Origin of the sequence: Caballeronia sp. INML1, assembly GCF_023631085.1 — a bacterium.
Taxonomy (GTDB): Bacteria; Pseudomonadota; Gammaproteobacteria; order Burkholderiales; family Burkholderiaceae; genus Caballeronia; species Caballeronia turbans.
Genome location: NZ_JALQDT010000059.1, coordinates 146767 through 160005, shown reverse-complemented (window position 1 = coordinate 160005; position 13239 = coordinate 146767). Strand labels below are relative to the sequence as shown.

Annotated in this window: 13 protein-coding genes and 1 pseudogene; 10 read left to right on the top strand and 4 right to left on the bottom strand. The window is 61.9% G+C overall.

Annotated elements, in window-relative coordinates; genetic code table 11:
- Positions 1 to 283 precede the first annotated feature (283 nt).
- Complete coding sequence (locus NCR38_RS23665; RefSeq protein WP_143756297.1) at positions 284 to 541, bottom strand: hypothetical protein; 258 nt, start codon at positions 539 to 541, stop codon at positions 284 to 286.
- On the opposite strand from NCR38_RS23665, the gene NCR38_RS23660 reads away from it, so the two are divergent.
- Together NCR38_RS23660 and NCR38_RS23655 are read left to right on the top strand one after the other, a co-directional pair.
- Entirely contained in the window at positions 542 to 1627 is a 1086-nt protein-coding gene (locus NCR38_RS23660) for a glycosyltransferase (RefSeq protein ID WP_061117159.1), read from the top strand. It abuts the gene before it with no gap.
- Complete coding sequence (locus tag NCR38_RS23655) at positions 1624 to 2478, top strand: polysaccharide deacetylase family protein (RefSeq protein WP_061117158.1); 855 nt, start codon at positions 1624 to 1626, stop codon at positions 2476 to 2478. Before NCR38_RS23660 ends, NCR38_RS23655 begins: the two co-directional genes overlap by 4 nt.
- 1 nt (position 2479) lies before the next feature.
- Here NCR38_RS23655 and NCR38_RS23650 read toward each other — a convergent pair whose 3' ends face one another.
- On the bottom strand, positions 2480 to 3307 hold the full coding sequence (locus NCR38_RS23650) for an alpha/beta fold hydrolase (protein ID WP_061117157.1): 828 nt from the start codon (positions 3305 to 3307) through the stop codon (positions 2480 to 2482).
- Between the two features lie 233 nt (positions 3308 to 3540).
- Between NCR38_RS23650 and NCR38_RS23645 the strand changes: the two genes are divergently transcribed.
- Entirely contained in the window at positions 3541 to 4188 is a 648-nt protein-coding gene (locus tag NCR38_RS23645) for a carbonic anhydrase (RefSeq protein ID WP_061117156.1), read from the top strand.
- Positions 4189 to 4271: 83 nt separating this feature from the next.
- Positions 4272 to 5849, top strand: a complete 1578-nt coding sequence (locus tag NCR38_RS23640; RefSeq protein WP_061117155.1) for a SulP family inorganic anion transporter — start codon at positions 4272 to 4274, stop codon at positions 5847 to 5849.
- A gap of 4 nt (positions 5850 to 5853) precedes the next feature.
- Here the strand turns inward: NCR38_RS23640 and NCR38_RS23635 are convergent.
- Together NCR38_RS23635 and NCR38_RS23630 are read right to left on the bottom strand one after the other, a co-directional pair.
- Positions 5854 to 5985 (bottom strand): annotated as a pseudogene (locus NCR38_RS23635) (anti-sigma factor); the annotation flags it as partial.
- A gap of 194 nt (positions 5986 to 6179) precedes the next feature.
- On the bottom strand, positions 6180 to 7448 hold the full coding sequence (locus NCR38_RS23630; protein WP_061117153.1) for a LysR family transcriptional regulator: 1269 nt from the start codon (positions 7446 to 7448) through the stop codon (positions 6180 to 6182).
- A 316-nt stretch (positions 7449 to 7764) separates the two neighbouring features.
- Here NCR38_RS23630 and NCR38_RS23625 point away from each other — a divergent pair, with 316 nt between their 5' ends.
- The 6 genes from NCR38_RS23625 to NCR38_RS23600 all read left to right on the top strand — a co-directional run bounded on the left by NCR38_RS23625 (position 7765) and on the right by NCR38_RS23600 (position 13231).
- Entirely contained in the window at positions 7765 to 8319 is a 555-nt protein-coding gene (locus tag NCR38_RS23625; RefSeq protein ID WP_250477690.1) for a hypothetical protein, read from the top strand.
- Between the two features lie 231 nt (positions 8320 to 8550).
- Positions 8551 to 9705, top strand: coding sequence for an efflux RND transporter periplasmic adaptor subunit (locus tag NCR38_RS23620; RefSeq protein WP_250477689.1), 1155 nt, complete (start codon positions 8551 to 8553; stop codon positions 9703 to 9705).
- Between the two features lies 1 nt (position 9706).
- On the top strand, positions 9707 to 10399 hold the full coding sequence (locus NCR38_RS23615) for an ABC transporter ATP-binding protein (RefSeq protein ID WP_061117149.1): 693 nt from the start codon (positions 9707 to 9709) through the stop codon (positions 10397 to 10399).
- A gap of 6 nt (positions 10400 to 10405) precedes the next feature.
- Entirely contained in the window at positions 10406 to 11560 is a 1155-nt protein-coding gene (locus NCR38_RS23610; protein WP_061117148.1) for an ABC transporter permease, read from the top strand.
- Between the two features lie 9 nt (positions 11561 to 11569).
- The gene (locus NCR38_RS23605) at positions 11570 to 12736 is read left to right on the top strand and encodes an ABC transporter permease (RefSeq protein WP_061117147.1); all 1167 of its coding nucleotides are present in this window, start codon (positions 11570 to 11572) and stop codon (positions 12734 to 12736) included.
- A 102-nt stretch (positions 12737 to 12838) separates the two neighbouring features.
- Positions 12839 to 13231, top strand: coding sequence for a tautomerase family protein (locus tag NCR38_RS23600; protein ID WP_061117146.1), 393 nt, complete (start codon positions 12839 to 12841; stop codon positions 13229 to 13231).
- The last annotated feature ends 8 nt before the right edge of the window (positions 13232 to 13239 follow it).

Genomic DNA, 13239 nt, shown 5'->3' with positions numbered 1-13239 from the left:
CGAACAGATTCAGCGCATGAGGCAGCGACCGCAGTACGCGGTCGTTGACCAAACAGGTGATGGCGCGTACCCGAATTTGCCTCTGTCGAAAGGCTGTCCATAGCAACATCCTCCCCCGAAAGACCGACAAACGTTTGCGCCTCGCAACGCATTTCTTATGGCTTCCTTAAGTGCCCGAAGCGCAAACGGATAAGTGTCATTTCCCGCAAAGTCACGCTAAGATCAGGGATCCCAAGCTGACAGAACTGCCAGGTACGCGTCAACCAGGTGCCTGCCTCATCCGTTAGCTCATCAGGTCATCAGGTCGCCATGTCGAGCCATGCCAATCGACCTTGAGGCGGGGCATCGATTGGTCATGTAGAGCGCTGTCAGCGCCGCGCTTACATCTGGCTTGCAAGCCATGCATCTCTTTACGACAAGCCTCGTTCGAGGCTTGTTTAAATTCCCTTGCTTTTTCTTTACGAATTACCGAAAGCAGAAAGCTATTCCAATTATTACCAAATATTCCGGCTTGGCAGCCGAGGGTTGTGGAGACCAGCATTTGAAGATCTTACATAGCGAGTCCTCAAAGGGATGGGGCGGTCAGGAGATTCGCACTTTGAAGGAAATGGTCGCGTTACGGGAAAGCGGTCATACCGTCGAACTGATTTGCCCGGGCGATGCGCGTCTCGGGCAGCACTGCGCTGAACTCGGGTTCGCGGTTCATCACGCACGCATGCGCAGCGGCGGCGACATGCAATCGATGCTGCGTATCAAGGCGCTCTTGCGCCGCCGTGCATTCGACGTGCTCAACACGCATAGCGGTCACGACAGTCTCGTCGCCGGCACGGCCGGGAGGCTGGCAGGCACGCCGCTCATCGTGCGCACGCGGCATCTCGCACTGCCCATATCCTCGCTCGCGACTTATAACTGGATCCCGCATCGTGTCATCGCGGTGAGCCATTACGTGCGCCGCTATCTGATTTCAGCGGGTGTGGCGGAGAAGCGCGTCCAGACGATCTACGACGGCATCGTGAAGCCGCAGGCCGTCGCACATTCGACCTTGCGTGAGGAGCTCGGTCTCGCACCGGACGCGTTTGTCGCATGCATGGTGGCGATCATGCGCGACAAGAAAGGACATGAAGACCTGATCGCCGCGGTACGCCCGCTGATCGACACGCGTCCGAACCTGCATGTCGTAATGGCGGGCGATGGTCCACTCTTCGACAGCATCAAGAGCATCGTCGATAGCCTCGGTCTCGCAAATCGTATTCACCTGCTGGGCTTTCGCACGGACATACCGAACATCTTTCGCGGTTCCGATCTCTTCGTGCTGCCCACGCATCAGGAAGCGCTCGGCCAGGCTTTCATCGAGGCGATGGCGGCGGGCTTGCCCGTCATCGGCACACATGTAGACGGCGTGCCCGAACTCATCGAAGACAACGTGAATGGACTGCTGGTGCCGCCGCATGATCCGGTTGCATTGCGCGGTGCGATCGCACGCATGATCGACGATCCCGCCTTACGCCAGCGCCTCAGGGACGAGGGTGCGCGCATCACCGAACACGGCTTCACGGTGGGCCACATGGCGGACGAAACAGCGCACTTCTATCGACGCGCATTGCACGAGCGAGGCCATCGCAGATGAGCGCAAAGCAGGCACGGGCGGTTCCCGTGCTGATGTACCACCACGTCAGCACGTCGCCCGGCATGATCACCGTGGCGCCCGAAAACTTCGCCGCGCAAATGGACTACCTTGCGAGCGCGGGTTATCGCACAATCGGCTCGGCGCAACTCGCCGCTTTCCTGAATGGCGACGACGTGCCTGCGAAATCCATTGTCATCACCTTCGACGATGGCTATCTCGACAACTGGGTGCATGCGCATCCGGTATTGAAACGCCACGGCTTCACAGCACTATGCTTTCTCGTGAGCAGTTGGCCCGGCGAAGGCGGCGTGCGTCCGAATGCATCGAATGCTGCCGCGGCCTTGCCGCGCTTGCTCGATCATCACGCAGGTGAACGCGCAATCGAGAGCGGAAACATCGACGATGTGATTTTGCGCTGGTCCGAAATCGAAGCGATGCTAGGAGCGGGCACGTTCGAGTTTCATAGCCACACGCATACGCATGTGCGCTGGGATCGGGTTACGACATCGCCCGACGAGAAACGCGAGCGCCTTCAAAACGATCTGAGCGCTGCACGTGCCGCGTTGCGCGCGCGTCTCGGCGAAGTGTCGGATCATCTCTGCTGGCCGCAGGGCTATTACGATGACGACTACCGCGAAGTGGCGCTGAGCGCGGGCTTCAGGCACTTCTATACGTGCCACACCGGAACGAATGTCGGAGCAAACCCGCTGGATCGCAACGCATTCAGCGATGCGGAACGTACGATCAAACGGCTGGAAGTGCGCGACCGTCCCGCCTCGTGGCTCGCGTCGCGCTTGTGGGTGCATACGCGGCCCGCGATCAGCCGCGCCTATCTGAAGATCAAGCGCTGATTCAAGTTCGGTGCGCGCGCACGAAAGCGGCGATCGCATCGTTCACTTCATCGGTCGCATCGCGATGTGGCGAATGCCGGCATTGCGTCAGCTTGACGAGTTGCGCGTGATCGACAGCCGCCTTGATCTTGTCGAGCTGCAGCATCGATGCATATTCGTCGTCATAGCCTTGAATGGCGAGCAAGGGCCGCCTGATCGACGATATCTCTTCAGTGATGTCCCAATGCAGAAACGCCGGATTCAGCCACGCATCGTTCCAGCCGTAAAAGGCTGAATCCACATCTTCGTGATAAGCCTGCAGCTTGTCTCTGAACGACGTCGTTTCATAGGTTATGCGCGCCTTTTCGATGCCATCAGCCGTCATTGGTTCCACGAACACATGCGGCGCCATGACGGCAAGGCCGGCAAGGGCTTCGGGAAACGCGCCCGCATAAAGCAGGGCGATCGTGGCGCCGTCGCTATGCCCGATCAGCCACATGCGCGAGCGTTCTTCAGCGCCAATGCCGAGTGCATCGAGCAATGCAGGCAGTACCTCGTGCGCCTGCAGATGAAGAAACTCGACCGGCCATCGCTCGCCGGGCTGGCGTGGCGTCGAGCGCCCATAACCTGGCCTCGAATAAACGAGGCCCCGGCAATTCAGACGATCGCAAAGCATCTGCGGCCAGCCCTTCCATAACGAGACGGAGCCCAGGCCTTCGTGCAGGAACAACGCGATGGGCGTATCCGCGCGTTCTGGGTTCAACCACTGATATTCGATGCGCACCGGATGAGCGCCGCCGTTCAATTCGATGAAACGCGTCGTGTCGATGCTTGCTGCTGGGTCGGTCATGTGTTTGCGATAGCTGAACCTGGAGGGCTCAAGGTTATCAGACAACCGCGCCGCTCCATGGCGCAGATAACCCAACCGCCGCATGCATCATTTGCGTGCATAACGTCATCTCCGCTGAACTTTTTCTGCGAAAGTAATTCGTAAGGAACTCGCTGCACTGCAATGCAGATGTGGCCCCTTTTTGATTCTTTTGCGTCGGCATCGTTAGACGCGCTTGTTCTGGAGAGAAATGCATGAATCGACCGAAACGAATGCTATTGGAAAACATTGCGTGGGCACGCGAGACCGCGCATGCCGATGCGCAGTTCTTTCCGCGTCTCGCGCAGGGACAAAGCCCGAAGGTGTTGTGGCTCGGCTGCGCGGATAGCCGCGTGCCCGCTGAAACGGTGACGAATGCCAATCCCGGCGATCTCTTCGTTCATCGCAATATCGCCAACCTCTTCTCGCCTTCCGATGACAACACAATGAGCGTGCTGGAATATGCGGTGCGCGTGCTGAAAGTCGATCACGTGATCGTATGCGGCCATTACGGATGCGGCGGTGTACGCGCCTCGCTTCTACCGCAATCGAGCGACTTGCCGCACGTGAATCGCCGGATCGCGCCGCTGTGCGCATTGGGGCAACGGCATCGACACGAGCTCGATGCATTCTCCGAACTCGATGCGCGCGCGAACCGTCTCGCCGAACTGAACGTGCTCGAACAAGTGCGTCTTTTGCGGCAACACGCAATCGTTTGCGAGCGCGACGAGCCGCCGCTCGTTCACGGCTGGATCTTCGGCCTTCATGACGGCCTCATCAAGGTTCTCGCTTCCGGCTACGCCGATGAGGGGGAAACGCAGCACGCTGCGCGCGCGCAGGTCGCATCGTTGCAAGCCGCTTAAGCCCGCTTTCCTGAATCGATCACCCGAAGATGCGATGTCGCTTTCGCGACTTTCGCAGGCCCCAACTCGTTCGAAGAAAAACTATGAACTCTGGTAACCGTATCGCCACTTTCCCGCGTGACATGTTCGCGGGCACTGTCGTCTTCCTGGTCGCGATGCCGCTGTGCCTCGGCATCGCCAATGCATCGGGTGTCGAGCCATTCGCCGGGCTCCTGTCGGGCATCATCGGCGGACTAGTCGTCGCGTTGCTGAGCGGCTCGCAACTGAGCGTGAGCGGTCCGGCAGCGGGCCTGATCGTGATTGTCGTCGATGGCATCGCCGGGCTCGGAAGCTTCTCAGCGTTCCTGCTTGCCGTGCTGCTCTCGGGCGCGATCCAGTTCGGCTTCGGCATGTTGAAGGCGGGGCGCTTCGCAGCCTATGTGCCGTCGTCGGTGATCAAGGGCATGCTCGCCGCGATCGGTCTTCTGCTCGTCATCAAGCAGATTCCCCTTGCCGCGGGCTTCGCCAATGGAGGCGCCCCGGCCGCGAGCGGACCCGGCGTGCTCGGTACGCCGTTCGGACCGATATCGGCGGCGGCGTGCATCGTGGCCGTCGTATCGCTTGCGATGCTCGCAGGCTGGGAAACGCGCGCAATGCGCCGCTTTGCGCTCGTGCGCGCCGTGCCCGCGCCGCTCGCGGTGGTCGCGTTCGGCATCGGCGCGACCTTGTTGCTCGACCTGTTCGCGCCGGGCTTCGCACCGCCCGCGCAACATCGCGTCGCGCTGCCGTCGCTCGAATCGTTCGCTGCATTCACGAATGCGCTCGAATTGCCGAACTTCTCTCAGTTCGTGAATCCCGATGTGTGGCGGCTCGCCTTCACGCTCGCCATCGTCGCGAGTCTCGAAACGCTGTTGAGCCTCGAAGCCGTCGAGCAACTCGACCCGAAGAAGCGCGCGGCACATCCCGATCGTGAGCTGAAAGCGCAAGGCATCGGCAACATGATGGCCGGTGCGATTGGCGCACTGCCGATCACCTCGGTCATCGTGCGCAGCTCGGCGAACGTGCATGCGGGTGCGCAGAGCCGCTGGTCATCGTTCGTGCATGGCGCGCTGCTGCTCGCGAGTGTGTTCGCGCTGACGAGCGTAATCAACCTGATTCCGCTTGCCTGCCTCGCGGCCATCCTGATCTTCACCGGTTTGAAGCTCGCCAAGCCTTCGTTGTTCGCGGCCATCGCGAAACAGGGCATCGAACGCTTCGCGCCGTTCATCGTGACGATTGCGGGCGTGTTGCTGACCGACTTGCTGATGGGCATCCTGCTCGGCATCGGGTGCAGTCTTCTGCTTGCGATCCGCGCGAATCTCAAGCGCCCGATTACGATGACGCAACACGACGATCATTATCTGGTGTCGTTCCGTAAGGACGTTTCGTTTCTCGGCAAGGTCACATTGAAGCATCTTCTGCGCACCATCCCCGATGGCGCGACGGTGATCTTCGATGCATCACGCGCGGACTATGTCGACCCGGACGTACGCGAGGAGATCGATCAGTTCACGGCGGCCGCGGCTTCGCGAGGCATGCATGTCGAATGCAGGAAATTGCCGCCTGCCGGATCGCAAACGGGCATGTCCGCGCTGCGCGGCAGATGGTCCGGTTTGAACAGACAAGGCATGACTTCCGAGTAAGCGATCAACCCGGCGTCGATGGCGTCAGGTGCGCGTACACATCGTGCGCCGGCTCGAGCATCACGTTGTGATCGCTGCAGTAGAACACGTTCACTGGACCGTCTTGATACAGCCTGAACGCGGTGGTGTTCGTGCTCGTCGGCGCGACGTTGATCGCAGGCAATCCCGCTTCCGTGCTGGACGTAAGGGCTGCGTCTAGCACTTCATCCTGCGTTTGCGCTCGATCGCACAAATACGCATCCATTGCAATCCATTGCTGTTCGTCCATTGCCTCTCCCTTTTCTCTGCGGTGATCGCACCAGGAAACGATGCGACAAGGCGATAAACGATTTAGATAGGCACTCGAACGATGTTGGGCGATGCTCGGCGCAGTTCATGCCCGAGTTGATCGACAGTCAATCTGATCGCATCGATCAGCGCCCGTGCCGCCGGCGATGGCGTGCCGCCCGCGCGCATCGTAAGGCCGATTTCCCGCCGCGTGTTGTGCAGGGGAATGTCCATCACGACAAGCTGGCCTGATTCGCATTCGTAGTGCAATTGCTGTGCCGACACGGCCGCGAGCATGTCCGTATGCATCAAGAGGCCGCGGATGACAGCGAGATCGGCAGTCTCGACGGTCGGCATCGGAGGCTTGAGTTTCCCGCGTTTGAACTGCGCCTCGAACATGCCCCGCGCGGGCGCCTGACTGCGCGGCAAGATCCATTGCGCGGCAATCAGATCCTTGAGCGTCAAACCGCTCACACTCGCGAGCGGATGCCCGCGACGCGCGAGCACGACGATGTCTTCCGACATCATGCGCTCATTCACGAGACCGCTCGACGCATCGTTCTGACGCAGTGCACCCAGCACGAAGTCGATATCGCCCGCGCGCAGTCCCGCGACTAGCGTTTCATAAGCGCTCTCGTCGGTCACGACGCGCACGCCCGGATATTGCGCGGCCACGCGCGCGATAGCACCCGGCAGGATCAACGTTCTGCCGAGCGGCAGCGCGCCGACCGTGACATAGCCCTGAATCGTGCCCCGCAAAGCCGCGAGATCATCGGGGATATGGCGCAGTTCGTTTAGCGCGCGGCGCACGTGCAGCACGAAGGTTTCGCCTTCGCTCGTGAGCAGCAGTCCGCGCGGGCTGCGATAGAACAGTTGCATGCCCGAGCCCGTTTCCATGATGCGGATCGCGCTGCTGACAGCCGGCTGACTGAGGCCCAATGTCTGCGCCGCGCTCGGCATATGCCGATGGCGCGCTAGCGCGGAGAACAATTGCAACCGCCGCGTGTTGAGCAGAAAGGCGGGAAGCGTGCCTCCGGGCGCGGTTCGGCGGCGCGATTGACGCGTCGCGCACCATTGCGCCAGCTCTTCCAGTTCCGCGAAGATGCGCTGGCAGCGCAACAGCACGGCGCGTCCCGCGGGCGTCGGCAGCATGCCCGACGGACGGCGCTCCAGCAACGTCTCGCCGACCGCCGCCTCGAGTTCCTGCAGGGAACGCGTGACTGCCGATTGGGCGCGGAACAGCGCGGCGGCGGCACGCGTGGCGCTGCCCATCTGCGCAACGAGACGGAACGCGCGCAAATAGGCGAGGTTGAGCAGTTCACGATCGTTCATGGCGAAAGGCGAATGAGCATCCCATCAGTTTGATTTATCGCATCGTAACCTCTTTCGATGCGCACGCTCACCTTCCGCTAATTGTCGGCGCCGATCACATGAATTGAACGACGGACGCCCGCAACGGCTCGTCCAATGATCGGAGGCTTGCGCATCGGGCGCCTGATCGCCGATGAAGCCGATCGCCTCGATGCGGATCTCATCGTGCTCACGATCAGACGTCAAGAATCCTGAGGCGTTGCAACGCTTCGATTTGGGTCTGAAGATTGCGCCCGCGATTCTTGCGGCATAGCGCTTGTGCCGACGACACATCGCCTTGCCGCAACGCGTTGACGATTGCGCGCAGTTCCCGCGCTTGCGATTCGTCGAGTTCAATCAGCCGCAGCGTCAATTCCCGCACGCGGCGCACCTGTTCCGAGCATGGGCGCGCACGCGGGACGGCATCACGATGAACTCGCCGTGGATCGTGTGTTCATCGGTTCATGAACGAACAGCCGTATCGAGGACTTGCGCACGGCCGCGCACATCGTCGATGGCCGTCATCGACGCGCCGGAAAGCATCGAGCATATGCGCGAGCTCACGCGGCGTCTGAAGCCGCTCGGCAAGCCGATTCTCTTCAATCAGGCCCTTACCGGAAAGAGTCCTTGTGTCTCGATGAAAGACGCCTACGAAATGGGCTTCGATTACACGTTGAGCCCCATCGAACCGATGCTCGCGACGCACAAGGCGGTGAAGGACATGCTCGACGTGTTCGTACGGGAAGGTTCGACCGATGCCATCGCCGATCGTCTGACGCCGTTCGAGGAGTACAACCGCTTTGTCGGGCTTGCAACCGAAATAGCGGGCGTGATCGCCTTCCGTTGCGAATAGAGAAGAGGTGTGTAAATCGATGGATAACGGCGCGCCCGATCCGAAGCCGGCGCAGGGCTTGTGGGGTGTCAATAGTCAAGTAAAGACTTCGTAAGCGCAGCAAGTCTCGGCGCTATACTGACCATCCCTCCACCGCATCCCGATCCGCAGGACCATCCGGCGGCGCACGTCCAAAAATTGGCTGAACACGATCTCGCAAAACTCAAAATCGACCGGGGACCGTCCGGGACGATGCCGCGGCGCCGGCGCAACTGGCTTCGATACGCGGTCATCGTCGCGATCCTGATCGCGCTCGCCGCCGTCGCGTTTCGTCTCGCCGGCCCGCAGGCCGTGGAGACCGCCACGGTCACATCCGTGTATCCGTCGCAGAGCTATACGCTGCTGAACGCTACGGGCTATGTCGTGCCGCAGCGCAAGGCGGCGGTCGCGTCGAAGGGGCAAGGGCGCGTCGAATGGCTCGGCGTGCTCGAAGGCACGCCCGTGAAGGAAGGTCAGATCATCGCGCGGCTCGAGAGCAATGACGTGGCCGCGTCGCTCGCGCAGGCACAGGCACAGGTCAAGGTTGCGCGGGCCAATCTGGAGCTTCAGCGCGCCGAGCTGAAGAACGCGGAAGTCGATCTCGCTCGTTACAAGATCCTCGCCCCGCAAGGGGCCATTCCCGCGACGCAATACGACGCCGCGCTCGCCCGCTACGACAAGGCGAGAGCGTCCATCAACAGCGACGAAGCCGCGATCGTTTCGGCCCAGGCCAACGCGCAGGCCGCGCAAGTGGCCGTCGATCAGACTGTGATCCGCGCGCCTTTCGACGGCGTCGTGCTGGAGAAACACGCGAATGTCGGCGACAACATCACGCCTTTCTCGTCGGCGTCGGATAGCAAGGGCGCGGTCGTGACCATCGCCGACATGAAAACGCTCGAAGTCGAAGCCGATGTCGCCGAGTCGAACATCTCGCGCATCGCCGTCGAGCAACCGTGCGAAATCCAGCTCGACGCGCTGCCCGACGTGCGCTTCGCGGGCCGCGTGTCGCGCATCGTGCCGACGGTCGATCGTTCCAAAGCCACCGTGCTCGTGAAAGTGCGCTTCGTCGAGCGCGACGCGCGCGTGCTGCCCGATATGTCCGCGAAGGTCGCGTTCCTGTCGAAGCCCGTGCCGCCGGAGGACAAGAAGGCGGTCGTCGCCGTGCAGCCGGCGGCTGTCGTCACGCGCGACGGCAAGAAGGTGGTCTTCATCGTCGAGCGCGACACCGCGCGCGAAGTGCCCGTGACGACGGGCGAGCGCATCGGCGATCTGCTGGCCGTGCAGGGCGTGAAGCCCGGCGATGTGCTCGTCCTCGCGCCCGGCGACAAGATCAGGGACGGCGCGAAAGTCACGCTGGCGAAGAAATAGCGTGAGCACGACGCCTCTCGTTCAGATCAGCCACGTCGTCAAGTCGTACCGGCGCGGCGTGCAGACGGTGCCGGTGCTGACCGACATCACGCTATCCATCGCGGAAGGAAATTTCGTCGCGCTGATGGGGCCATCGGGTTCGGGCAAGAGCACGCTGCTCAACCTGATCGCGGGCATCGACCGGCCCGATAGCGGCGAGCTGCTCGTCGGCGGACTCGATATCACGCGACTGCCCGAAGCCGCGCTCGCGGACTGGCGCGCGGCGAACGTCGGCTTCATCTTTCAGTTCTATAACCTGATGCCGGTGCTGTCCGCATTCGAGAACGTCGAATTGCCGTTGATGCTGACGCGCCTCACGCGCCAGGAGCGGCGCGAGCGCGTCGCGATGGTCCTCGACATGGTCAACATGGCGGACCGCATGAGCCACTATCCATCGGAGCTCTCGGGCGGGCAGCAGCAGCGCGTCGCGATTGCGCGGGCGCTGATCACTGACCCGAAGCTGATCGTCGCCGACGAACCGACCGGCGATCTCGACCGCAACTCCGCCGCCGATGTCCTCACGATGCTGCAACGCCTGAACGACAAGCTCGGCAAGACCATCATCATGGTGACGCACGATGCTCACGCCGCGGGCGCGGCGAAGGCGCTCGTGCATCTGGAGAAGGGGGAACTGATCGATGGAACCGCGCGCTAGACCATCATGTTCGTGCTCAAGCTGATCCTGCGCAACGCGCTGCGGCACAAGCTGCGCACCACGCTGACGGTGCTCGGTCTCACGATCGCCGTGCTCGCTTACGGCCTGCTGCACACGGTCGTGGACGCGTGGTACGCGGGCGCGGCGGCGGCATCGAATGCGCGGCTCGTCACGCGCAATGCGATCTCGCTCGTGTTTCCCTTGCCGCTCGCATACGAGAACCGCATCCGCGGCGTCGATGGCGTGACGCTCGTGGCACGTTCGAACTGGTTCGGCGGCGTCTATCGCGACCCGAAGAACTTCTTCGCGCAGTTCGCCGTGTCCGACAATTATCTCGATCTCTATCCCGAGTTCATCGTTCCGGATCAGCAACGCGCCGATTATCAGCGCGATCGCAAGGGCGCGCTCATCGGCCGGCAACTCGCGGATCAATATGGCTTCAAGGTCGGCGACGTCATTCCGCTCAAGGGCACGATCTATCCGGGAACATGGGACTTCGTCGTGCGCGGCATCATGGAAGGCCGCGAGGAATCGACGATCACGCGGCAACTCATCTTTCACTACGACTATTTGAACGAGACGATCCGCAAGACGACCAAACGCACCGTGGATCAGGTCGGCGTGTATGTGGTCGGCATTCGTGACCCGGACGAAGCCGCGGCCGTCTCGCGCAACATCGACAGCGTCTTCAAGAACTCGCTTGCCGAAACGCTCACCGAAACGGAGCAGGCGTTCCAACTCGGCTTCGTCGCCATGTCCAATCAGATCATTGCGGCGATACGCGTCGTGTCGTACGTGGTCATCCTCATCATCATGGCGGTGATGGCGAACGCAATGGCGATGAGCGCGCGTGAGCGCATCACCGAATACGCGACGCTGAAGGCGCTCGGCTTCGGTCCTGGCTTCCTGTCGATGCTCGTGTTCGGCGAATCGATGGCGATCTGCGCGATCGGCGGCGGCATCGGCATTCTGGCGACGCCGCCAATGGCCGAAGTCTTCAAGCGCGCGACGGGCGGCGTGTTTCCGGTCTTCATGGTGTCGCACGAGACCATGCTGTTGCAGGCCGCGTGCGCGTTCGCCGTGGCGATGGCGGCGGCGATCGTGCCGGCGGTGCAGGCGAGCCGCGTGCGCATTGTCGAAGGCCTTCGGGCGATCGGCTGAGGACGCGCGATGGCCATTCCCGTTTCCTACGTCGCACGCAATCTCTGGGCGCGCCGGCTCACGACGATGCTGACCGCGGGCGGTCTCGCGCTCGTCGTGTTCGTGTTCGCGACCGTGCTGATGCTCGACGCGGGCCTCAAGAAGACGCTCGTCTCGACCGGTGAAGCGGACAATGTCGTCGTGATCCGCAAGGGCGCGGAAACGGAGATCCAGAGCGCGATCGACCGCAATCAGGCGAACGTGATGCAGATGCATCCATCGGTCGCGATGAACGGCGACGGCGAGCCGCTCGCATCGAAGGAAACCGTGGTGCTGATTTCGCTCACCAAGCTCGGCTCGAACACGCCCGCGAACGTCGTGATCCGCGGCGTGTCGCCGATGGGCGTGCAACTGCGTCCGCAAGTGAAGCTCACGGCGGGGCGCATGTTCAGGCGCGGGTCGTCGGAGATCATCGTCGGGAGCAGCATCGCGAAGGGATTCGGCGGCACGCGCATCGGCGATCATCTGCGCTTCGCGCAGCGCGACTGGACCGTCGTGGGTCACTTCGATGCGGGCGGCAGTGGTTTCGATTCGGAAATCTGGGGCGACGTCGATCAGTTGATGCAGTCGTTCCGGCGCACGAGCTTTTCGTCGATGGTCGTGCGGCTCGCGCGCAGCGATGCGTTCGAGCGCTTCAAAGCCGATATCGACGTGGACCCGCGTCTCGCCGACGAGGCGAAGCGCGAGCAGGTCTTCTACGGCGATCAGTCGAAGGCGCTGTCGACGTTCATCAATATCCTCGGCTTCACGCTGTCGATTATCTTTTCTATCGCCGCGATGATCGGCGCGATGATCACGATGTACGCGTCGGTGGCCAATCGCGTCGCGGAGATCGGCACGTTGCGCGCGCTCGGCTTCAAGCGCTTCGACGTGCTCGGCGCGTTCCTGCTCGAAGCGTTGCTGCTCGGGCTGGTCGGCGGTGTGGCGGGGCTGTGCTGCGCGGCGCTGATGCAGTTCGCTTCGTTCTCGACCACGAATTTCCAGACCTTCGCGGACCTCTCATTCCGATTCATGCTGACGCCTTCGGTCATCGCGAGGACGCTCGGCTTCTCGCTCGTGATGGGACTGGTCGGCGGCTTCCTGCCGGCGTTGCGGGCTTCGAGGATGAACATCGTCGACGCCTTGCGGGCGCGATGATTCAGTTTCCCCGAACGGTCGATGCAGAACTATTGAATTTTCAGCATTCATAGTGCGGCGTAGAGTGGTGCTGGCTCAACCGGCTTTCGAAGGAGAATCCTCATGCCGCTCGTCAGAATCTCGCTCGTGAAGGGCAAACCGCGCGATCATATCCGCGCGATCTCGAACAGCGTCCACGAGGCGCTCGTCGAAGCGTTCAAGGTGCCGGCCGACGACCGCTTCCAGCTGATACAGGAGCACGACCGCGACGACTTCATTTACGATCCCGGGTATCTCGGGGTCGAGCGTAGCGATGACCTCGTGTTCATTCACATCACCGCGAGCGACTGGCGCGACACGGCGACGAAGAAGACGTTCTACACGACATTGGCGGCGAAGCTCGCGAGATCGCCGGGCTTGCGTCCCGAGGACGTGCTGATCGTGCTTGCGCCGAATCGCCGTGAGGACTGGTCGTTCGGACGCGGACTCGCACAATATGTGGAGGACGCGGCCTGAGAAGAAAC

Coding starts and splice junctions, on each gene's coding strand:
- NCR38_RS23610 (WP_061117148.1), top strand. CDS start 10,406: ATGTTCGTGCTCAAGCTGATCCTGCGCAACGCGCTGCGGCACAAGCTG.
- NCR38_RS23605 (WP_061117147.1), top strand. CDS start 11,570: ATGGCCATTCCCGTTTCCTACGTCGCACGCAATCTCTGGGCGCGCCGG.
- NCR38_RS23655 (WP_061117158.1), top strand. CDS start 1,624: ATGAGCGCAAAGCAGGCACGGGCGGTTCCCGTGCTGATGTACCACCAC.
- NCR38_RS23650 (WP_061117157.1), bottom strand. CDS start 3,307: ATGACCGACCCAGCAGCAAGCATCGACACGACGCGTTTCATCGAATTG.
- NCR38_RS23600 (WP_061117146.1), top strand. CDS start 12,839: ATGCCGCTCGTCAGAATCTCGCTCGTGAAGGGCAAACCGCGCGATCAT.
- NCR38_RS23630 (WP_061117153.1), bottom strand. CDS start 7,448: ATGAACGATCGTGAACTGCTCAACCTCGCCTATTTGCGCGCGTTCCGT.
- NCR38_RS23665 (WP_143756297.1), bottom strand. CDS start 541: ATGCTGGTCTCCACAACCCTCGGCTGCCAAGCCGGAATATTTGGTAAT.
- NCR38_RS23620 (WP_250477689.1), top strand. CDS start 8,551: ATGCCGCGGCGCCGGCGCAACTGGCTTCGATACGCGGTCATCGTCGCG.
- NCR38_RS23640 (WP_061117155.1), top strand. CDS start 4,272: ATGAACTCTGGTAACCGTATCGCCACTTTCCCGCGTGACATGTTCGCG.
- NCR38_RS23645 (WP_061117156.1), top strand. CDS start 3,541: ATGAATCGACCGAAACGAATGCTATTGGAAAACATTGCGTGGGCACGC.